14 protein-coding genes and 2 pseudogenes are annotated in these 21,913 nt (G+C 64.3%); 7 read left to right on the top strand and 9 right to left on the bottom strand.

Features of this window, described 5'->3' with window-relative positions; translation table 11 throughout:
- Positions 1-15 precede the first annotated feature (15 nt).
- On the bottom strand, positions 16-1,026 hold the full coding sequence (locus ACFJGX_RS05275) for a Bug family tripartite tricarboxylate transporter substrate binding protein (protein WP_382322422.1): 1,011 nt from the start codon (positions 1,024-1,026) through the stop codon (positions 16-18).
- 53 nt (positions 1,027-1,079) lie between these two features.
- Positions 1,080-1,781: a VOC family protein gene (locus ACFJGX_RS05270; protein ID WP_382327924.1), complete on the bottom strand. Its 702-nt coding sequence runs from the start codon at positions 1,779-1,781 to the stop codon at positions 1,080-1,082.
- 59 nt (positions 1,782-1,840) lie between these two features.
- Here ACFJGX_RS05270 and ACFJGX_RS05265 point away from each other — a divergent pair, with 59 nt between their 5' ends.
- A complete protein-coding gene (locus ACFJGX_RS05265; protein ID WP_382322424.1) occupies positions 1,841-2,881 on the top strand; it encodes a LysR family transcriptional regulator in 1,041 nt (346 codons plus the stop codon).
- On the opposite strand, the gene ACFJGX_RS05260 is transcribed toward ACFJGX_RS05265, so the two are convergent.
- From ACFJGX_RS05260 to ACFJGX_RS05235, 6 genes and pseudogenes are all read right to left on the bottom strand, one after another.
- Positions 2,839-3,945 carry an NADH:flavin oxidoreductase/NADH oxidase gene (locus ACFJGX_RS05260; protein ID WP_382322425.1) on the bottom strand — a complete coding sequence of 369 codons (1,107 nt, stop codon included), beginning with the start codon at positions 3,943-3,945 and terminating at the stop codon, positions 2,839-2,841. The genes ACFJGX_RS05265 and ACFJGX_RS05260 overlap by 43 nt on opposite strands.
- A gap of 22 nt (positions 3,946-3,967) precedes the next feature.
- Entirely contained in the window at positions 3,968-5,137 is a 1,170-nt protein-coding gene (locus tag ACFJGX_RS05255) for an amidohydrolase family protein (protein WP_382322426.1), read from the bottom strand.
- 47 nt (positions 5,138-5,184) lie between these two features.
- Positions 5,185-6,171: a Bug family tripartite tricarboxylate transporter substrate binding protein gene (locus ACFJGX_RS05250; RefSeq protein ID WP_382322427.1), complete on the bottom strand. Its 987-nt coding sequence runs from the start codon at positions 6,169-6,171 to the stop codon at positions 5,185-5,187.
- Between the two features lie 37 nt (positions 6,172-6,208).
- On the bottom strand, positions 6,209-7,480 hold the full coding sequence (locus ACFJGX_RS05245; RefSeq protein ID WP_382328606.1) for an aldehyde dehydrogenase family protein: 1,272 nt from the start codon (positions 7,478-7,480) through the stop codon (positions 6,209-6,211).
- A pseudogene (locus ACFJGX_RS05240) lies at positions 7,449-7,646 on the bottom strand (aldehyde dehydrogenase family protein); the annotation flags it as partial. The gene ACFJGX_RS05245 and the pseudogene ACFJGX_RS05240, both read right to left, overlap by 32 nt.
- 319 nt (positions 7,647-7,965) lie before the next feature.
- A complete protein-coding gene (locus ACFJGX_RS05235) occupies positions 7,966-9,192 on the bottom strand; it encodes an MFS transporter (protein ID WP_382325794.1) in 1,227 nt (408 codons plus the stop codon).
- Between the two features lie 97 nt (positions 9,193-9,289).
- On the opposite strand from ACFJGX_RS05235, the gene ACFJGX_RS05230 reads away from it, so the two are divergent.
- The 3 genes and pseudogenes from ACFJGX_RS05230 to ACFJGX_RS05220 all read left to right on the top strand — a co-directional run bounded on the left by ACFJGX_RS05230 (position 9,290) and on the right by ACFJGX_RS05220 (position 12,270).
- The gene (locus ACFJGX_RS05230; RefSeq protein WP_382327922.1) at positions 9,290-10,219 is read left to right on the top strand and encodes a LysR family transcriptional regulator; all 930 of its coding nucleotides are present in this window, start codon (positions 9,290-9,292) and stop codon (positions 10,217-10,219) included.
- A 758-nt stretch (positions 10,220-10,977) separates the two neighbouring features.
- Positions 10,978-11,064, top strand: a pseudogene (locus ACFJGX_RS05225) (IS3 family transposase); the annotation flags it as partial.
- An 81-nt stretch (positions 11,065-11,145) separates the two neighbouring features.
- Positions 11,146-12,270, top strand: a complete 1,125-nt coding sequence (locus ACFJGX_RS05220) for a sensor histidine kinase (RefSeq protein ID WP_382322429.1) — start codon at positions 11,146-11,148, stop codon at positions 12,268-12,270.
- Between the two features lie 19 nt (positions 12,271-12,289).
- Here ACFJGX_RS05220 and ACFJGX_RS05215 read toward each other — a convergent pair whose 3' ends face one another.
- On the bottom strand, positions 12,290-15,151 hold the full coding sequence (locus tag ACFJGX_RS05215; protein ID WP_382322430.1) for an ATP-binding protein: 2,862 nt from the start codon (positions 15,149-15,151) through the stop codon (positions 12,290-12,292).
- A gap of 428 nt (positions 15,152-15,579) precedes the next feature.
- Between ACFJGX_RS05215 and ACFJGX_RS05210 the strand changes: the two genes are divergently transcribed.
- The 3 genes from ACFJGX_RS05210 (at position 15,580) to ACFJGX_RS05200 (ending at position 21,905) form a co-directional block, all read left to right on the top strand.
- Positions 15,580-18,777: a PAS domain S-box protein gene (locus tag ACFJGX_RS05210; RefSeq protein ID WP_382327920.1), complete on the top strand. Its 3,198-nt coding sequence runs from the start codon at positions 15,580-15,582 to the stop codon at positions 18,775-18,777.
- Positions 18,778-19,024: 247 nt separating this feature from the next.
- Complete coding sequence (locus ACFJGX_RS05205; protein WP_382327918.1) at positions 19,025-21,406, top strand: PAS domain S-box protein; 2,382 nt, start codon at positions 19,025-19,027, stop codon at positions 21,404-21,406.
- Entirely contained in the window at positions 21,399-21,905 is a 507-nt protein-coding gene (locus tag ACFJGX_RS05200) for an Hpt domain-containing protein (protein ID WP_382327916.1), read from the top strand. The genes ACFJGX_RS05205 and ACFJGX_RS05200 overlap by 8 nt, the downstream gene beginning before the upstream one ends.
- The last annotated feature ends 8 nt before the right edge of the window (positions 21,906-21,913 follow it).

Raw genomic sequence — 21,913 nt, 5'->3', positions numbered from 1 at the left:
GGTGGTTCCTTGGGGTTATTCCTTCATGCCGGCGAATTGCACGATTCGCTGGTACTGCAGGGCATCTCGGGCCATCAGCTTGGGCATGTCTTCGTCGCCTCGCCCGACATCGACGCCAATGCGCTCGAGCTTCGATCGCACGTCGGGCTCCTGGAGCGACTGCATCAGCGCCGCATGCAGCTTGGCCACAACGTCGGGTGGCGTTGCGCGGGGCGCCATCAGCGCGTACCAGGCCACCAGGTCGTAGCCCTTGAGCGCCGGGTGTTCGGACAGCGCGGGCACATCGGGCAGGCTGGCGGTCCTGCGGGCGCTGGTCACGGCGATCGGCGTGATGCGCCCTGCGTCGATGAAAGGCCGCGCGGCACCCGGCCCCAGGAAGGCGAACTCGATGCTGCCGCCGGCGAGGTCGGCACCGATGTTGCTGGCGCCCTTGTAGGGAATGTGGAGGATGGAGATCCCTGCCTGCCGCTTGAGGAGTTCACCGGAGAAGTGCAGCATGGAGCCGACGCCCGAGGTGCCGTACGTGAACTTGCCCGGCTTGGCGCGGACCTCGGTCACGAACTGGCTCAACGAGGTCACGCCACTTTGCCGAGACGCCACCAGGACGAGCGGAATGGAACCCACGTACCCGATCGGAACGAAGTCGCGCTGCACGTCGTACTTCAGCGCGGGGTTGATGGCCTTGACCGCGACGAACTCGCTGCTGGAGCCGAAGACGAGGTTGTACCCATCGGCCGCAGCGCCCACCGCCTTCTGGACGCCGATGGCGCCGGCGGCACCTCCGATGTTCTCGATCACCGTGGTGGCACCCAGGCGCTGGCCCATGGCCTCGACCACCGCGCGGCCCACGGCGTCCACGCTACCGCCCGGTGGGTAGCCAATGACCACGCTGATGGGCTTCGCGGGATAGGGCGCCTGCGCCATGGCCAGCGGCGCGCAAAGGCCGAGTGCGACAGCGAGCAGGGTGGAGCGCCGCGCAACGCGCGAGATCGGTCGCGCTGGGCGGGGTGAAGCAAGGATGGACATGGGGTACTCCGTTGGATGCTGGGTCGTGGGCTGGTGGCAGGCAAAGTCCGCGTTCATTCGACGAGCACCGAAGGGCGCCGGATCTCGATCACCCCTTCGTCGCTGCGCACCCCCATGGCATACAGTCCGGGCGCGCCGCCGTTGTAGCGGACCTCGAACGGGAATCCGGACGGCGTGGCGACGTCGCCCAGCCAAGCGGCAAAGGCATGGTGGTCTTCGCCGATCTCGATCCATTCGAGACCGCGGCCCACCACGCGGCCCGAGCCAGGCACGACGGGGAGGCTGCCTGCGTGCACCCCGCTGCCCGGCTTGAAGTAGAGGTTGGGCTTGCCCATGGGCCAGGCCGTGGTCGCGCTGGGAGCTTGCAACGCAAAGCCGCGCGTGCCATCCATCATCTGGCGACCGGCGTTCTTGCCCGTGGTCGCCTGGTCGACCACCGTGCCATGGTGGGCCGCGAACGCTTCCAGCTCTTCCAGCGTGTCGCTGCGCAGGCACCAGCCGACGAAGCGGTCGCCTTCCCGGGTCTGGCGGTCCATGAAGGCGGCCAGTGGCTGCCCCTGCGCCAGGGGTCGCCGATCGATCAGGCTTTCGACTTCGATGTAGATGTCCGGGGCCAGGGGCACCACCCGGTGGCCGATGCCATAGAGCGGAAAGAAGCCCCCGTCGTAGTTGCCCAGGCCTGTCTCCTGGCTCAGGCGGAAGGTCGATTCGTAGACATTGGGGGCGGCCATACAGACGTGATCGAAATGAATCATTGCGGCGAAGAATTGCGTTGGTGGACGAGGTTGGGGCGCCACGAAAGCGCTTGACATGGATGAATTTTGACGATTTGATGACCACTGTAAAAGGACTTTTTTTCTCCAATTTACGGACCTTTCAAGTCTTATTTTTTCGAGCCCCGATCAAGACAGAAGACATGCAACACCTGGATTTCCGCACCCTCAGACAGTTCGTGGCTGTCGCTGAAAACGAAAGCATTTCCAAAGCCGCGATGCAGCTGCACATCTCGGCCTCGCCCTTGAGCCGCGCCATCCTCAAGCTGGAGACGCAGATCGGCTTTGCGCTGTTTGAACGTGTCGGCCGCGGACTGCGCCTGAACAACGCCGGCAGGGAGCTGCTCCTGAACGCCCGCCGGATTCTCATGAACAACGAGCAGCTCGTTCAGGACCTGCAGCGGCACGCCAGCGGCATGGGCGGGACGGTCGTCATCGGTCACATGCCGGGCGCGCTCTACAACGGCGTGATCCCCGCCATCGCACGCCGGGTGCAGCAGGCCCACCCCTCGCTGCGCTTTCAGTTCGAGAGTGCGCCAGAGGATGAGCAGCTGGACGCCTTGCGGCGCGGGCGGCTCGACTTCGCCGTGAGCACGCAGGAGGCCGCGGACCCGGAGTTCCGCACCGAGATCTACAGCGTGGAGAAGTACGTGCTTTTGCTGCCCCGCAACCACCCCCGCGCCGAGATGCCCCGGATCACGCTCAACGCACTCATGGAAGCCGAATGGGTGGTCACACCCGTGCGGCCTGGGCAATCGCTACGCGCGCGCTTCACGGCAGCGTGCAACCGCCTGGGTTTCGAGCCCCGCGTCGCCTGCGTGGCGGGCGACATGATCTCGGCCCTGGCCTTGGTGGCCGGCGGGTTCGGCCTGTGTGTCGCCCAGGAGAGCCTGACGCCGTTTGCGGGCAAGGACATCGTGGTTCGCCCGCTGCCCTTGCTGAAAATGGAAAGCCACTACCGCATCGTCTGGCGCCCCGAGGCGCTCGCGCCGGGGGCCAGCCGCTTCCTGGAAACCCTGCTGGGTGCCAAACCGAAGGGTCAGCGCGCTGGCGCGCGGCGCAGCCCTTTGGCGCGTTCGTAAGGGGGTGGGTAGTAGGTGGTCGCACCCAGCTCTTCTGCTGCGCGCCAGACCCAGCGCGGATCGGCCAGGAAAGCCCGCGCCAGCGCGACCACATCGGCGTGGCCGTTGGCAACGATCTCCTCGGCCTGCATGGGCTCGGTGATCCCACCGACCGTCCGGGTGACGATGCCGGTCTCCCTGCGGATGCGCGAGGCGAAGGGCACCTGGAACCCGGGGCTGAACGGAATGCGTGTGCCCGCGTCGACGCTGCCGCTGCTCACGCAGACGTAGTCGGCCCCCACCGCCTGGAGTTGGCGGCTGAAATCGACGGCGTGGTCCACATCCAGCCCGCCCTCTGTCCATTCGTTTGCGCTGATGCGCGCGCCGAAGGCGACCTGCGCCGGCAATGCGGCATGGACGCGCTCGGCCACCTGCAAGGGCCATCGCTGGCGGGCCGACGCGGTCCCCCCGAAGGCGTCGCCGCGCTGGTTGGAGAGGGGCGAGAGAAACTGGTGCATCAGGTAGCCGTGCGCGCAGTGCAACTCGACCACGTCGAAACCCAGCCGCACGGCGGCATGCGCCGCAGCCACATAGGATTGCGCGATCGCCTCCATGTCGCCGGTGCCCAGCGCGACAGGCACCGGGAATTCGCCGAAGGCCAGCGCGCAAGGGGCCACCGACTGCCAGGGCGGCCCCTCGGCGTCCCGCTCGCCCGCGCTCAGATGCGCGCCACCGCGCCATGGCACGCGGCTCGATGCCTTGCGCCCCGCGTGGCTCAACTGGATGCCAAAGCGCGTGCCTGGCGCGGCCATCGACCGCGCGACCCGCAGCACCCGCTCCAGCGCGGCTTCGGTCTGAGGCGAATACAGACCCAGGCAGCCGTGCGTGATGCGCCCGCGCGGCTCCACCGCCGTGGCCTCCAGCATGACAAGGCCCGCGCCCGACATCGCCAGCTGGGCCAGGTGCTGCAGGTGCCAGTCGGTGGCCTGCCCCTCCTGGGCGACGTACTGGCACATGGGGGATACCGCGATGCGGTTGGGCAGTTGGACGGCGCCCACATGGACGGGGCTGAAGAGTGCGCTCATGGTGAAAAGGCCTTTGCTTGCTTCAATGCGTGGTGACGGCCTGGGGTTGGAGGCCGAAGACCCGCTCCGCGTTGCCGCCCAGAATCAGCGCACGCTCCGACTCGCGCAGCCCGGCCACGCTTTCGATCAGGCGCACCGGCGCCTCCTCGCCCATGTCGTACGGATAGTCCGAACCCATGAGCACCTGGCTGGCACCGTAACGCGCGATCAGGTTGGACAGCAGGGTGGGGTCGAAGACCACGGTGTCGAGGTACATCTTTTCCAGGTACCGGGTGGGTGCTTCGGCGATCACCGTGCGGCAGTCGGCACGCGCCTTCCACGCGTGGTCCATGCGCGCCCAGTACGAGGCCAAGTAGCCGCCACCGTGGGCCAGCAGGAACTTGATCTTCGGGTAGCGCGCGGCCACCCCGTCGAAGATCAGGCGGCTCGCGGCCACGGTCGTTTCCAGCGGGTTGCCGATGACGTTGTTGAGGTAGTGGTCCACCAGGCGGCCGCCTTCGGTGAACCCCACCGGATGCAGGAAGAGCACCGCCTCCCGCTCGTTGGCGAGCGCGAAGAAGCGCTCCAGCCCCAGCCGGGGGTCGGTCAGGTCCATGCCGTTCACGCTGGTGCCGATCTCTGCGCCACGCAAGCCCAGGTGGGCCATGGCGTGCTCCAGCTCGCGCACGGCGAGATCGGCGTCCTGTAGCGGCACCGTGCCCAGCGCGGCGAAGCGGCCCGGGTGCCCATCCACCAGCGCGCGCATGCCTTCGTTGATTTCGCGGGCCAATGCCGCGCCCACGGCGGGCGGGGTGAAGTAGTAGTACTGGAAAGGCGCGGGACTCACGACCTGCAGGTCCACGCCCATCCGGTCCATGTCCTGAAGGCGGCGGGCGACGTCCGTCAATGCCACCGAGCGTTCCTGCATCTGGCGCTGGTTGGTCTCGCGCGTGAGCGCATTGGCGAACACAGTGCTGGGGTCGTAACGGGCGGGCTCGAGGTGCGCGACCTTGGCCGCCACCGCCGGCTGCAGGTAGTGGCAGTGCACATCGATCCGCCGCGCCACCTTGCGCGGGGTCGCGATGCCTCGGCCGGCGCCGCCGCCATCTTCCAGCGGCGGGGCAGGCGTCGCGCCGGACGCATCGGTGAAGGACGGGGACGCGGTGTGCCGATGCCGTGGATCGCGGCAACCGGGTGCGCAGGTGTAGAGCATGGGGGGTTCCTTTTCAGATCGTTGTTGGAGGGCGGGCACCCACCGGGTCATTCGAGCTTGAGCCCGGTCTCGCTCACGATGCGGGCCCAGGTCTTGCTGTCATGGGTTATCAGGTCGCGCATCTCGCCGGGTGTCGCCAGCTTGGGCAGGAAGCCGTTGGTCATCAGGCGCTCCTGGAAGCTGGGCAGCTGGACGACCTTGGTCAAGGCCTCCGACAGCCGACGGACCACCGCCTCTGGCGCCTTGCTGGACGCGAACAGTCCGATCCAGCTGGTGCACTCGTAGCCCGGCAACAGCTCCGGCAGGAGCGGCACCGTCGACGGAAAGACGGACGCCCGGTAGCTCGTGCTCGCGCCCAGTGGAATCAGCTTCCCGGTCTTGATGAAGGGAGCCGCCGTGGCGTACGGCTCCCAGGACGAATCCACCTGGCCGCTGACGACGTTGACGATGCTCCCCGTCGTGAACGGCACATGCAACAACTTCACCTTGGTCTTGTCGACCAGCATCTCCCCGCACATGTGGGGCCCGCTGCCAATGCCGAGCGAGCCATAGGACACTTTGCCCGGCTGCGCCTTGGCTTGCGCCAGGTACTGCTCAAGCGTCTTGAACGCAGCGGTCGGCGCGGCCACTAGCACATAGCCCCCCACGCCCACCAGGCCGACCGGCGTGAAGTCGCGCTGAGGCTGGTAGCTCATGTTCTTGTAGAGGTGCGGGTTGATCACCACGGTGTTGTGCGTGGTCAGCATGAACGTCGTCGCCGGTGCGGTGGTGCGCGCCAGTTCCGCGCCTCCGATCATGCCGGCAGCGCCGGGCTTGTTCTCGACCACGATGGTCTGCTGGAGCAGGGGCCGGATTTCCTGAACGATGTCGCGCGCGATCACGTCCAGCGGGGTTCCTGGGCCAAAAGGCACCAGGATGCGCATGGTTTCCTTGCTCGGGTCTGCCTGCGCGGCCGCGCTGGTGGCGATGACGATCGCGCCCAGGCCGGCGAGCATGGGCGGGATGGACTTGGCAAGGCTTGCTATGAATTTCATGGTTGTCTCCTCGGTGTGGGGTGGCAAGGGGCCTGGCTCAGTTCAGGCGCGCATGGGTTTGCGACACGTCAAACCAGTCGAAGGGCGCGTTGCTCGTGTTGACCATGACGGCCTTGGTGTCGAAGTAGCCGTCGAACGCTTCCTGCCCGAACTCCCGGCCGATGCCGGAGAGCTTCACCCCGCCCCAGGGCGATGCCGCGTCGACTCGGTGGTGGTCGTTGACCCACACGATGCCTGCCTCGAGCGCGTTCGCCACGCGATGCGCGCGGGCCACATCATTGGTTCTCACGGCGGCAGCCAAGCCGTACTCCGAACCGTTGGCGATGGCGATGGCTTCTTCCTCGGTGTCGAAGGGGAGCACCACGGTGAAGGGTCCGAACACCTCCTCGCGCGCCACGCGCATCTCGGGTCGGACATCGGCCAGGACCGTGGGTCTCACGTAGAAGCCCGAAGAATCGCTCAACGCCGGGGGCACGACACCACCAGCGGCCAGCCGCGCGCCCTCGGCCACGCCGATGCGCACGTAATCGAGGATGCGTTCTCGCTGACGCTGCGAGACGACGGGGCCCATCTGCGTGCGCGGGTCGAACGGGTCGCCCACCACCAGGCCGTCCGCCTTGCGCGCCAGCTTCTCCACGAACTCGTCATAGACGCGGCGGTGCACGATGTGCCGCGCCGCGCAGACGCAGGTCTGCCCTGCGCCGACGAAGGCCCCAAACGCCGCGTAGTTCACCGCCTGGTCCACGCTGTAATCGTCAAACACGATCACCGGCGTCTTGCCACCCAGCTCCAGCGTCTGGCGGACAAAGTTGCGGGCCGCCGCGGCGCCCGCGCTGCGGCCTGCTTCGGTGCCCCCGGTCAGCACCAGCTTGTTGATTCCGGGGTGTTCGGAAAGCGCTTTGCCTGCGGCAGCGCCCACACCCGTCACCACGTTGAACACGCCCGGCGGCAAGCCTGCCTCGGTGAAGATCTCCGCCAGGCGCAAGGTGGTCAGCGGCGTGAGCTCAGAAGGCTTGACCACCGTCGTGCATCCGGAGGCGAAGGTAGGCGCCAGGTTGCGCGAGGCGATCAGCAACGGGTGGTTGAAGGGCGCGATGTCCGCCACCACACCCACCGGGCCCCGGTTGGTAAAGGCGTGGTAGTGGCCTTCCACCGGTATGACCGAGTCGCGCCGCGCGATGGCCAGGGCCGCGTTGTACCGGAACAGGTCCGGCACCCCGGGCGAGCTGGGCCCTGGTCTCGCGCAGCGGGCGCCCGTTGTTGAGCGTCTCCAGCTGGTACAGCTCCTCCATGTGCGCCTCCATGGCATCGGCCAGGCGGTTGACCAGCCGGGCGCGCGCACGGATCGACAGGCCCGCCCACTCGGGCGAGCGGAACGCACGCCGGGCGCTTGCGATGGCGTCGGCGACATCCTGCGCATCGGCATCCGCCACCTGCGCGATCACGCCCCCGTGACCCGGGGCGATGACAGGCATCTCGGCCGCGGAGCGCGCTGGCCGGGAAGCCCCGTCAATGAACAAACCATGGCGCTTTTGAAGCCACGCCGAAAGAGAAGGGGAAGTGGGAGAGGACATGTGGAACTCCTGGGTCGTCGTTGGCACCGGGCACTGCAAGTGCAGCCTGCACCGGCCTTTATTAATTATCGAATGATAACTATAGAATCGAGTTTGCCACCCGTCGCGCAGCACGGCGACTGGTAAATACCCTGATCCAATCAGGCGTTAGAGGCAAAGTAAGGCCCAGAGGCGCCGGCAGCAGGCGGCACCCCAAGGCACTTTGATTATCTTTTGATAATCAAATAGGATGGCGAACAGGCGCCATGGCGCTTCGGAAAGGCAGGCCGTGAACCCCGAACGCCGCCAGTGCGCTGGCCCCCGCCACCGCGATCACGCCCATCCAGCCCCAGTGCGCCAGGGCCCAGGTGCCCAGCGCCGAACCCAGCGCCATGCCCAGAAAGATGCCCGTGAACAGCAAGGCGTTGAGACGGCTGCGCGCATCGGCATCCAGCCCATAGACCAGGGTCTGGTGCGCCACCAAGGCGGCCTGCACCCCGAAGTCGAATCCGATGGCCGCAGCCGCCAGCAGCGCGAGATGCCACGCACTGGGCAGCGCCCACCCTGCCGCCATGGCGGCAAAGCTCGCGCCAGCCACCACGGTGCCCATGCGGGCCACTCCGGTGGCGCCCCACTTGTCGGCGAGTCGGCCCGCCAGTGGCGCGGCCAGTGCGCCGGCCGCGCCTGCCAGGCCAAAGGCGCCAGCGGCCGCGCTGCCCAAGCCGAAGTCGGCGTGAAGCATCAAGGCAAGCGTCGACCAGAAGGCACTGAAGCCGACGGACAGCAAGGCCTGTGACGCGGTGGCCCTGCGCAATCCGGCATGGCGGCGCCAGAGGGCGACCATCGACGCCAGCAAGGCGCCATACCGCAGCGAGCTGCCAGGCGCAAAGTGGGGCAGGCGCCACCACGAGATCGCACCAATCAGCGCCACGCTGCCCGCGGCAAAGACGTACACGGCGCGCCAGCCCAGGCCCTGGCCGATCAGCCCGCTGACCGTGCGAGAAAGCAGGATGCCCAGCAGAAGCCCGGTCATGACGGTGCCCACGATGCGGCCCCGGTGCGCAGGCGGCGCGACCGTGGCGGCCGCCGGCACGAAGTCCTGCGCCAAGGTGGCGAACAGCCCGACCAAAAAGCTCGCCACCAGCAGCGCGTGCATTCCCGGGGCCAGTCCGCTGGCGGCCAGCGCCAGCGTCAATGCAACCGCCTTGGCAAGAATCACGCGGCGGCGGCTGTAGCGGTCTGCCAGGGGCGCCAGCAGAAGGATGCCCAGCGCGTAGCCCAGCTGCGTCAACATCGGCAGCAGGCCGACGGTGGTCGGCGCGACGCCGAGGTCCGCCGCCATGGCGCCGAGGATGGGCTGGCCGTAGTAGATCGACGCCACGGAGAACCCGGCGCCCGCGGCCAGCAGGCCGATCAGGGAGCGAGGTGGGCTGAGTGGCTCGTCATGCGAATTTCGGATGGTAGACATAAGTGAAAACCCTTTGTTTTGTGCGTTGCCGGATTCTGTTCCTGCGAAATCCGGCTGGGTAGAGGGCACCCGTGCACATCGGCTATACACTTCGCGAATGACCGAGCCCACCCTGCAGGCCGACCGTCTCGACCTCATGCAGACCTTCATCCGCATCGTCGAAGCGGGCAGCCTGTCGGCCGCGGCGGTGCAATTGGGGACCACCCAGCCCACCGTGAGCCGCCGCCTGAAGTCGCTGGAGCAATCCATGGGCATCCGGCTGTTGCAGCGGTCCACCCACTCGATGAAGCTCACGGTAGACGGGGAGCGCTTCCTGGAGATGGCCCGCGAACTGGTGGCGGGATGGTTCGCCATGCAGGCCGAACTCACGCAAGGCCGGGACACACCGCGAGGAAGGCTGCGCGTTGTCGCGCCCCACGCGCTGGGGCAAGACCAGCTCATGAAGCCGCTGGCCGACTACCTGCGTCGCTATCCGGAGGTTTCGGTCGAGTGGCGCCTCAACGACCGCCTGCCCGACTTCGCCGCCGAAGACGTGGACTGCGCGATTCGCGTCGGCACGGTGAACGACCCATCCGTGGTCGCCCTGCTGATCGCCGAGGTGCCGCGGATCGTGGTGGCCGCGCCCGGCCTCGTCACGGCCCGGCGACCGCTGGATCCTGATGAGCTGGTGTCATTGCCCTGGCTGGCGCTGAGCACCTTCTACCAGCGCGAGGTGCTCCTGCGCCACGAAGCCGATGGCCAGGAGAAGGCCTTTGCCATCGCGCCTCGACTCGCCACCGACAGCCTCTACGCCCTGCGCCGCGCGGCCCTGGAAGGCCTGGGTGCGGCGATCGTGTCGGCGTGGCTCGTAACGGACGACCTTTCGAACGGCCGCCTCGTTCATCTGGCCCCGGCATGGCGTGCCGCCCCCCTGCCCATGTACCTGATCTACCCGGCATCACGGCTGCAGCCGCGCCGGCTTCGCACATTCATCGACATCGTGCGCGAGGCGATGCCCCGAGACGAGACCGGGCCTCAACGTTTGTAGCGCTTTGCAGCCTGCTTAAGGCCGAGCGCCCGCATTGCTCTAGCTAAGCAAGTTTTTCTCGCGCCGGAGAAAGTCCGACTATTTGCCAGCTTAAGGAGGAGAAAGTCCAGGTGTTTTTGTTTTCGAGGCAGACTGCCGGAAGAAAATAACTGGACCGGCGTTGACTTCACTGGACCCAGTGTCCCGTCATTTCCACTTCCTCTCACCTGACGCGTAGGCCGCCAAAGTAACTGCAACTCCCGCCATAGTTCTGCTACTGGCGGACGCTAGTTATTGCAACTGGCCTAACGCCATAGCTTCTCAGCCGCGCGCTGTAGGTCGGCTACGCGGATGCGGTCAGTCGTGCCGCGCTAGCGAGGGACTGCATTTGAATGGCTAGGAGCGCACTGGCAGTTGCATCGCAAGACCCCAACGGCATGCGAATGGGCACCGCAAGTTTTTAGCAAACGCATCGCTTGCTGCATTTGCTGTTTATCAGTGCAGTGACGAACGCGCACTGTTGAACAGTAATGTGTCAATTTATTTCATGGTGCAGCCTTACTAGCTCGAAGCAGGCTGCGTGGGTTCAAGCATAGGTTGCGTGCTTGCCATCCTCATAGCCATCGCAATTCCTGAGGTCGCAGGTTTGCGCGCCTCTGCAAGGCTTAACGAACAAGCCAACGAGCGGATGCTGAACGCGGCTCTCAAAGAGTTTGACCCGATCAGCACCTGCGTACCTCGCTTAAGGAGTTTTATGAGAGCAGCGCACTGGAGCGCTCGACTCCTACATCCGTTGGTGCAACAAGAAACGGATCAAGATCTGCCTGGGGGCTCTCCGCCCCATCGAATACAGGGAGAGCCTCGGACCTGTGGCACATAACCAGTTCAAGTTTTTATCCGCACCCCCCTCTCGCAATGATCCCTGGTGCATTTTCACTGAGGTATCCATGTACCAATTTCTTGAAAACAACCGTGAGGAGCTCACAGCAAGGTGCAAACACAAGGTGGCACAGCGCCCTCAACGTGCGGCCACTGATCAACAGTTGTCGCATGGGATACCGATGTTTCTGGACCAGCTCATCCGCACGCTCAAGGCGGAAGACGAGGACAAGCAAGAGCTGAGCACCCGGATATCCGGACCTTCCGGAGGAGGCGCACTGCGCCTGTCGGAAATTGGTATGAGTGCTACCCGGCATGGCAAAGAACTGCTCGACCTGGGTTACACGGTCGATCAGGTCGTGCACGACTATGGGGATCTCTGCCAAGCCATCACCGACCTGGCATTTGAGCGTGATGCCCCCTTTGCCGTCACCGAATTTCGTACCTTGAATCGTTGTCTGGACAACGCCATCGCGGGCGCTGTCTCGGAGTTCAGCGCCCGACGAGACGCTCAGATCGCTGGTCTGCATGTTGCGGAAGAAAAGCAGCGCCTCGGCTTTTTAGTGCATGAGCTGAGGAACTCGCTGGGAACAGCCACGCGGGCAGTGCGTGCCCTTGAGCTGGGAAACATGCCCATCAGCGGCGCCACAGGTGCCATTCTCAAGCGCAGTCTGGCCGCACTGGCGCTACAGATTGGCAGAACCATCTCGGAAATCAGCGCTTCAAAACCTCAGGAGCGTCAGCTGTTCAGCCTGGCGACGTTCATCTCGGACGTCGATCTGTGGGCCCGCCTCGATGTGAACCTGGTCAGATGCAGACTCGAAGTCCAGGCCGTCGATCCGACTTTGGCTCTCAGTGGGAACAAGGAGCTGCTTCATGCGGCACTGGCGAACGTCATTCAAAACGCATTCAAGTTCACCCAGTCCGATACCGCCGTCCGCCTGAGCGCACGCGCGGCCGGCAACCGGATACTGATCAGCGTGGCCGATCACTGCGGCGGTCTGACCCTGGGTGAGGAAAAGAAGATGTTCATTCCCTTCGCCCACAACACAGGCCGTATGGCTGGAATGGGACTTGGACTTTCCATCGCGAGGCAAAGCGTCGAGGCGGATATGGGTACGTTGACGGTCAAGGACGTCCCAGGGATCGGCTGCATTTTCACGCTCGATCTGCCAGGGCATTTGCTGCACTAGCAAATACGTCCTCCTTGCATCAGGATGACCTCAGGCCAATGGCGTCTAGCGCGGTCTCCAGCGCGTTGATATGGACGGGTTTCGTCATGTGGTCATCAAAGCCGCAGCGGAGCGCCTTTTCGCGATCAGAGGGCTGCCCGTAGCCGGTCAGCGCAATCAGGTGAAGGGACCGTGTCGCGGGCTCGGCCTTGAGTCGGCGTGCCAGCTCATAGCCATCCATGCCGGGCAGGCCGATGTCCACGATGCAGACGTCAGGGGCGCGGTCCGCCACCATGGCAAGGCATTCTTCTGCGTGCAGCGCAGTTCTGACCTCGTGTCCGGCCAGCGTCAGCAGACTGGCCAGCGTGTGGGCCGCGTCCGCGTTGTCGTCCACGATCAGCACTCGGGCAGGGGTCCCATTGTGTTGCCGGGGTGCTGCTTCCCCGCATGCCTCTAACCTTGCACCAGCAGGACACGCAAGAGGAAGAGAGACCGTGACCCGTGTTCCATGACCCTCATGGCCGTGATCGGCCTTGATGTTGCCGCCATGAAGTTCAACAATGCTTCTTGCAATGGTCAGACCAAGACCCAAGCCGCTCTTGGACCTCTGCAAACTTTGCTCGCCTTGAAAAAAGCGGTCGAACACCTGCGGTAACAGGTCGTCGGGAATGCCCGTCCCGCCATCTTCCACTGTGAGCATGGCTTCGCTCGTCCCGCGCTGAATCCAGATGGTGACAGGCTGGTCGGGCTCGCTGAATTTCGCGGCATTGCTCAGGAGATTGCCAACCACTTGAGCGAGCCGCAAAAAGTCGCCGCTCACGAAGATCGGCTCAGATTCGGCTTGGACGACCGGCTCAGCACGTCGATCAAAAAGAGGTTGGGTGACTTCGATGGCCCGCCAGGCCACAAGACGAAGGTCCACCTGCTCGAGCTGAAGCTGTATCTTGCCGGCGACGATCCTGGAAACGTCGAGCAGGTCATCAACCAGGTGCGTCAGGTGTGTGGCCTGCCGTTCGATGATCTCTCGCTCTCGGACGAACGCTGCGCCATCGCGGCGTTTCATGATCTCGATGGCCGTGAGAATAGGCGAGAGCGGATTCCTCAACTCGTGGCCCAGCATCGCCAGGAAATCATCTTTCGCCTTGCTCGCGGCGTTGGCCTTGTCCAGCGCGCTGTTGCACTCCGAGTACAGCCGGACGTTGTCCAGCGCGAGGGCTGCGCGCCGTCCCAACTCGCTGAACAAGGCCACGTCGTCCGCCTCGAAACGGCGTTCGGAATCGACCTGGATGGCCGCCATGGCCCCTATGACACGGTCCCTTGCCATCAGAGGCACGGCGCAGATCGCCTTCATGTCGGACACCTCCGCAAACTGGCGGTACAGCGGATCCTCGATCTTCGACACACCGCCAAGTTCGAAGTGATGCACGTATTCGCGTCCCGAAGCGACCACCCACGACAGCGAGCCGTGCACCGTGGCCGACAGGGATCCGGATTGAACGATTTTCTCAATGGCCTCCAACCGCACGGGATCCACGTGGAAAGTGAGCTTTCGCGCCGGCGCTCCATCCGGACTCATGATATCGATGCGCAGAATGTCGGCAACACCGGGAACCACCGCCGCGGCGATCGCGTTGATCGTGCTCGTCTCATCGAGCGATTGCGTCAGCGAAGACGTCGCTGTCAGCAACATCTGGAGCCGCCCTCTTGTCGCCTCGGCCACTGCACGTGAACATATCTCGGAGCGCAGCAGGCTTTCCCGCTCATTTTCAGCGCGTGAACGCTCCTGACCCGCCGTCCAAAGCGCAAAGGAGACCTCGTCAAAGTCCGGCAGCCCTTTTGTCGGAGGAAGCAAAGGAGCTCCCTTTCCCAGCGCGACCGCGCCATCGCGCAAGGCCTGAGCGCGAACAGTGATTGACCGGCTGACCAGCCAGAAGAGCAAGCCCCCCAGCGCGAGCGAAAGCAGCAAGCCGGCCAGGTAGAGCCACGCGGCCCGCCAGAGTGCGGCGTGTGCGATCTCTGAAGATGCGCCGAGCGCAATCGTCCACCCCGTGTGCTCGATCCGCGAGACCGCCGTGTAGGCCTCATCCCCCTCCATGGTGGACGTCATCCCTACCCCCTCCTTCCTGTCGCCCAACTCCGCGAGCATGGTCTGGAGCGAGGGACTCGGTGGCGTGCCGAAGTATTTGCCGTGGTCTTTGGAGCGGGCCACCCGCTTCATGTTGGAGTCAAAGACGGACACCACCCAATCTCCCGGCAGCGCTTGGCGCTGAATGACTTCCAGGATGGAGTCGGTACTCACGATGGCCGTCAGCACGTACCGGACCTCGCCTGCGCGCAGAACAGGAATGCGCACGGTGTAGCCCACATTGCCTCGAGGGCCCGCGACCATCGGGCCCACCATGGGCGCTTGGGTACGCACCACATCCGCAACGCTTGAGCCTTCCATGGACTGGCGCATGCCACTCCCAAACGGGCTCTCGCTGCCGAAAACGATGGAGCCATCCGGGTTTGCCAGTACGACGCCTCGCCAATCCGGCCGCGCGGCACGAAGCGCCCGCGCGGCCGCATGTACCGACGGAAGCTGGGCGGCTTCAGCGTCCTGCATGGACTGAGCCAACGAAAAGGCCTCCAGCGTAGCCACCGTCCGCTGCATTCGCGCGTCGATGGCAGCTGCAAGCGCTTGAGTCATGCCAAGCGTCGCTTGTTCGACCTGCTGCTTCTGTTGATGAAGCATCACGACGAATGCGGCTGTTGCAAAAAGACAGAACGGGAGAATCGTTGCCACGCCCAACAACATCAGACGGCGGCGCAAAGAGAATCCGTGCCAGAACCGCTCGCGTGCGCGTTGCTCATCTGCTCGGTGCGCTGCCGCACCAACTGACTTGTGGTCACTTGCAGTCATGGGTCGTTGCTTCCATTCAAGATAGGGAGTTCCAGATCCACGAGGGCGCTCTGTGCGTTGACGTCGCAGCCAAACATACAGGGTAGTGAGTTTTCAGAAGATTGGGGTGTTGCAAGCCGTAAAGCCCCGGCGTTGTGAAGAACCTCACGTCATTGACCTCATCGGACCGGCAATGACTCTCCGCTGGTACAACGAGAAGCGCATCAAGCTCTCCTTTGACCCTCTCAGCCCCATCGAATAGCGAGAGAGCCTTGAACGGCCCAAAACCAGTCAAAGGTTCCCCCTCTGTCAATTTTTCAGTCGGCGTCAACAAGCCTCCCGGCGCGCACAATACCCTTATGTCTGCGCCCATGGATTGCCCATCGCCCCGAAAAACTGCGCAGTCAGATATGCGGGGGGTACTCTGGAACGATGAACAGGGCTACCAGTTGCTGTTCGATGCCCACCCGCAGCCGATGTGGGTGTTCGAACAGACCAGCAAGCGCATCTTGGCCGCCAACGCGGCGGCCGTCGCGCGTTACGGATACTCATACGAAGAGTTCCTGCAACTCAAAGTCATGGACATCCGGCTTGTGCCGCCAGGCCAAGGCGAGACGGGGGAGGATCTTGACCGAGAGCTTGTGGGAACCGATGGTCGGCGATTGACCAAGCGAGAGCAGCATCGGTTACGAGACGGCAGCCTGATCGATGTCGACATGACCTCCAGCGACCTGGACTGGGAAGGCCGTGCAGTGAGCCTGGTGGTGACGAACGAGGTGACCGCACATGTTGCGTTGCAGCGCCAGGCCGCGCATGCCCTGCGGGAAATGGGTGTGGCGCGCGAATTGCTGGACCACGTGATCAACAGGGTGGGCGACGCGATCTTTGCGCTCGACAGGGAAATGCGTTTCACCTACCTCAATGCGCCTGCCTTGAGCCTGCTCCAGCGTGATCGAGCCGAACAACTGATCGGTCGATACATCTGGGACGAGTACGAGTTGGAGCAGGCGCAAGTCTTTCACCATGCATACGACAGGGCATTGCGGTCCCAACAGGCACAAGTCTTCGAGGCTTTTTATGCACCCTGGAGCAAGTGGTTCGAAGGGCGTGTCTTCCCTTCGCCGGAGGGGCTGTCGATCTTCTGCAACGACATCACGGAACGCAAGCTGTTCGAACGCCTGTTGCTCGACCGGGAGCGTGATTTCCGCCTGCTGACCGAGCAGACGCCAGCGATGATCTACCGTGCGTCTCTCGAGCCGCCCTATCGCACGCTGTATGTCAGCCCGTCCATTCGTATCCTCGGGTACACGGTGAGCGAATGGATGGCCGATCCGCTGGCGTGGACCAAGGCGCTTCACCCTGACGATTGCGAACGCGCGGTGGCTGCGCTGTCGGATGAGTACTTGGACGGCGTCGATCACCAGATTCAGTACCGCTTGCGCGATGCACAGGGCAAGTGGCGTCATTTCCGCGACCGCTCCTGCCGGATTGACCCCACGGATGGAAGTCCGGCGTATGTGCAAGGCATCGCTCTGGACATCACCGATCTGGTGGAGAGTGAACAGGCCTTGCGCGAGAGCGAGGCCAGTTTGCGACGCAGTGAGCAGCGCTACCGATTGGCCGCGGCCAGCGGGCAGGTGTGGGACTGGGACTTGTTGAGCGACAGACTCAGCTTCAGCGAAGACTTCTGGTGGCAGCTTGGGTTTGAACCGATTTCGGCGTTGGACTGTCGCAGCAGCCGCCTGGGTGCGATGATCCACCACGAGGACCTCGTTCGGCATCACGAAGCAATGCGCCGCCACCTCAAGAACCGGGAAGCGTTCGACTTGGAGATTCGCATCTGCGATGCCTGGGGCGAATGGCGCTGGATGCATGTTCGTGGACTTGCCGAATGGAACGGCGCAGGGCGAGCCGTTTACATGGCCGGCACCACCGTCGACATCAGCCCGCGCAAGAAGGCTGAGGCCGCACTGCGAGAATCCGAGGCCTACCGGCGCAAGCTGTTCGAGCAATTGGCCGACGGTGTTCTGCTGATCGACGACAGCAATCGCATCCTCGACGCCAATCCGCAGGCCATGAACATGCTGGGCTACCCGGGTGACAGCCTGCTCAACATGCCGCTGCATGCCTTGCTGGCGGGTCAGCAGCCGACGATCCCTTTCGACACCCATAAGACCCGGTCTCCCGGCAGGGGTCCGCTGACGGAATGGAACGTCGTGCGCCGGGATGGTGCTGTTGTGCCGGTGGAGGTAAGCGCGCGTGCACTGGACCCCACCCGCCACATCGCGGTGCTGCGCGACATCACCGATCGCCGTGCTGCTGAGACTGCGCTGCTCACTCATCAATTTGAACTTTCCGAACTCAATCAGCGGCTGATGCAGCAGGAGCGGATCACCACCCAACGCCTGGCCCAGGCGCTGCACGACAACCTCGGCCAGTCTCTGGCAGTGGCCCGGTTGAATCTCGAAACCTTGCTGATCATGGCGGGCGAGACCTTGCCTTCTGTGCTTGCGGAACAGTGCCAGCATCTTTCGGGTGTTCTGGGGCAAGCGGTGCTGGACGTGCGCAAAGTGCTGGCCGACCTGCGGCCGCCCCTGCTCGAGGAACAGGGTCTGGCGGCCGCGCTGGACAACGAAATCCGCGTCGCATTGTCGGCATCTGGCCCCGATGTGCTGCTGGAGGTCGTCGATGGTTTGTACAGCCAGCGTTGGCCTTCCGACGTGGAGTACAGTGCTTTCATGGTAGTCCGCGAGGCCATCGCCAACGCCAGGCTTCATGCACACGCGTCGCTGATCCGGGTGGTTCTGGAAGGCGATACGCACCAGCTCAATGTGGAAGTCATTGACGACGGTGTGGGCATCGACCCCGACATGCAGCACGGCCGACCTGGCCGATCTGGGCATCGTGGGCATGCGGGAGCGGGCCATCTCCATCGGCGCGCGCTGTTTCATCAGCGCAGAACCCGGTGCCGGCACACACGTCCGCCTGAGCTGGACGGTATCGGAACCATGAGCAACATTTACCTGGTCGACGACCACACACTCGTGCGCGACGGACTGCGGGCGTTGCTGGAAGCCGCCGGGCATCGCGTGGTGGGTGAGTCGGCCGATCCGACGCAAGCGCTGGCCCAGCTGCGCGAGCTTGGGCCAGTGGTGGTTCTACTCGATCTGCATCTGGACCAGCGCTCGGGTTTTGAGTTGCTGACCGAGCTGCAGCGTCGGGCGCCGGAGGTGCGCTCGATTGTGCTGACCATGTCGGCCCAGCCGCGTCATGTGGCTGAAGCACTTAGGATGGGTGCGGCTGGATACGTGCTCAAGGGATCGCCCGCCTCCCAACTGCTGCAAGCGGTCGACGCCGTGAGCAAGGGGCAGCGCTTCCTTGGCCCCGATGTGGCCGAGCTCGCCGTACAGGGTTTCACGGCGCCGGGAGACGACGCCCTGGACACGCTCTCGGTGCGCGAGCGCCAGATTGTCTTGATGGTGGTGCAGGGGAAGTCCAGCACCGAGATAGGGCGCGCGTTGCACCTGTCGCCCAAAACGGTGGACTCGTACCGCAGCCGCATCATGGCAAAGCTGGCCGCGCCGGACGTGCCAGCCCTTGTGCGCTTCGCCATCCGCAACGGCCTGATCGATGCCGGGGACGCCTGATTCGTGGCGTCCTCCCCACATCGTCTTGCGCGATAGCAAACACAAACGAACAAACAACACGATCGGCCCCCAGGCTGCATCGAGAACTCCCCACAGACCACCAGCAGCGGTCTTTTTAAAGTCCATCGCAGATGTTGGTCGGTGTATCCGATCTTCCCTTGGACGGCATGCAGACGTGCAAAAGAACGTGTTCTGACGCATTCTCAGTTCTGGCCGCGTGCCCTCTGCAACCCCTTGATGCAACCTCATGCAATCCGCCACCCCGCCCCCCAGCGAGTCCCGCCGTCTGGCGATCCTCGATTCCCTGGGCGTGCTCGACACGCCGGCCGACCCCGTGCTCGATGGCATCGTGCGGGCTGCCGCCCAACTGATCGGTTGCCCCGTTTCGCTGGTTAGCCTGGTCGATGCTCAGCGCCAGTGGTTCAAGGCGCGTCTAGGTCTGAATGTGGAGCAGACACCGCGCGAGCAGGCGTTTTGTGCCCACGCCATCCAGCAGACCGGCTTGTTCGAAGTGAGTGACGCTCGGCTGGACGCGCGGTTCGCCGACAACCCGTTGGTGACTGGCGAGCCCCACGTGGTCTTCTACGCCGGCGTTCCCCTGTCTGTGGAAGGTCACGCCATGGGTACGCTGTGCGCGATCGACCATCGCCCGCGCCAGCTATCCGACGTGCAGCGCCAGACGCTGAAAGACCTCGCGCGTGCGGCCGAGCATTGGCTGCAAACGCAGAGGGCCGATGCCGAGCGCCGCAATCTGTTTGATCAGATGGGCGACGGGATCCTGTTGGTCGATCGCACCCACCGCGTGATCGAAGTGAACCGCGCAACCGCGCGCATGCTCGGCCACCGCGCCGGCGAACTGCGGCAGATGCACCTGCGCGATTTGTTGCCCGCAGACGAACACACCCGGCTCACGCGCGCAACGCTGCGGGTGCTCAAGGGCCGCGAGCAACTGGCCGACTGGCGGGTGTTGCGGCGCGATGGCAGCTGCTTCATTGCGGAGGTCAGTATCCGGATGGTGGAGCAGCAGCGTTTTGTGGTGGTTATGCGCGACATTTCACAGCGGTATTCGCAGGAGCAGGAGGTGCGGCTGCTCTCCATGGCGGTCGAGCAAAGCGCGCAAAGCATCTTGATCACCGACTTGAATGCCAACATCGAATACGTCAACGCTGCGGCGCTGACAAGCTCGGGTTACACCATGCAGGAAATGCTGGGCCGAAATCCGCGCATGTTGCAGTCGGGCAAGACGCCGCGTGAGACCTATGCCCAAATGTGGCAGCAGCTCACCGCGGGCAAGGCATGGCGCGGCCTGCTGTTCAACTGTCGCAAGGACGGCGTGGAGTACGTCGAGGCCGCAACGATCACACCCATTCGAGACGCTCGAGGGACTGTGACCCAGTACCTGGCCCTGATGCTGGATGTGACAGAGAAGCGGCGCCTGACCGAAGAACTGGAGTGCCATCAGACCCACCTGGAGCAGCTTGTGGAGCAGCGCACTGTGGCACTGGTGGACGCGCGCCGCGCAGCCGAGGCTGCCAGCGAAGCCAAAAGCGCGTTTCTCGCCACAATGAGCCACGAGATTCGCACGCCAATGAATGGGGTGGTGGGCAGTCTCGATCTGCTGCAACACTCGGAGCTCTCGGCCTACCAGCGGGATCTGATCGACACCGTCAGCGAGTCGGCGCTGGGTCTTCTGACCATCATTGATGACATCCTGGATTTCTCCAAGATCGAAGCGGGTCAGCTCAAGCTGCAGAGTGAGGCGGTTTCGCTGGAGCGACTCACCGACAGTGTGTGCAACGCCTTGCGTCCGACGGCCACCTCCCATGGAGTCGATCTGCAGGTGGATGTGGCGCCGGGCCTGCCTGACTGGATCCTGAGCGACGGGACACGGCTGCGCCAGATTCTCAACAACCTGATTGGCAATGCCATCAAATTCTCCGCTGGCTTGGCTCGAGCAGGTCGGGTGGCGCTTCGAGTACGGACTTGCGGGTCGGACCTGCCCGGGCACCTTCAGTTGAGCGTGATCGACAACGGCATCGGCATGAACCCTGAAGTGCTGCAGCGCATCTTCCAGCCGTTTGTGCAGGCCGAGAGCGCCACCACCCGGCGTTTTGGAGGCACCGGCCTGGGCCTGTCGATCTGCAACAGGCTGGCTGGCTTGATGGGGGGATGGATCAAGGTCGACAGCGAGATGGACCAAGGATCCGCTTTTACCGTGACCTTGCCTTTCCAGTCCACGTCGTCCCCGCGGCCCGTGGCAGATGACAACTTCGCCATGGTCACGCGCACCGGGCCGCACTTCGTGCCATCCGGCGGCCCGCTGGTGTTGGTGGCCGAAGACAATTCCGTCAACCAGAAAGTGATCGGGCACCAGCTCGCGCTGCTGGGGTGGGCGGTGGAGATGGTCGGCGATGGACTCGGCGCCTTGGCGCTTTGGCGCGCGGGTCGGGCCACCCGGCGCCATGCCTTGCTGCTCACCGATCTGCACATGCCGGGCATCGACGGGTACACGCTGCGCCACCACCATTCGCAGCGAGGAAACGGGTGGATCTCGTCTCCCGATCGTGGCCTTGTCAGCCAATGCCTTGTATGGCGAGATCGAACGCTGCCGTTCGGCCGGCATGGATGATTACCTCAGCAAACCGGTTCGGACGCACCAGTTGGGCGAGATGATCAGGCGTTGGTTGCCGTCGGACGGGGCGCCAACCCTGGCCTCGTTTGGCGCTGCGGACTGTGAAGAAGTGGATGTGATCGAAGTCGAGCTCGGCCACTGTGTCTACGACGACCAGGCGCTGAAGCGTCTGGTCGGCGAAGAGCCCGGGCTGCTGGCCGAGTTCCGCCAGCGTTTCATTGTTTCTGCCCTCAACACCGTGGACGAGATGCGCCGCGCCGCCAGCGACGGCAATACGGCCACCCTGTCCGGCCTGGCTCACCGCCTCTCGTCCTCCTGTCGCATGATCGGCGCCGTGGCGCTGGGAGAGTGCTGCAGCCGCATCGAACGCGCTGGCTCTGGCTGCAGCCCAAGCGAGATGCACGGGCTCATGTCCCAGCTGGAAGACGCGCTCGCCCATGTCATGACACGCCTGTCCGGTCACGAGGCATTGCAGCATTCAAACGCTTCCGATTGAACCGAGCC

Origin of the sequence: Hydrogenophaga sp. UC242_50, assembly GCF_042697355.1 — a bacterium.
Lineage (GTDB): Bacteria > Pseudomonadota > Gammaproteobacteria > Burkholderiales > Burkholderiaceae_C > Hydrogenophaga.
Note: the sequence above shows the minus strand (reverse complement) of the source record. Positions and strands in the feature narration are given on the sequence as shown.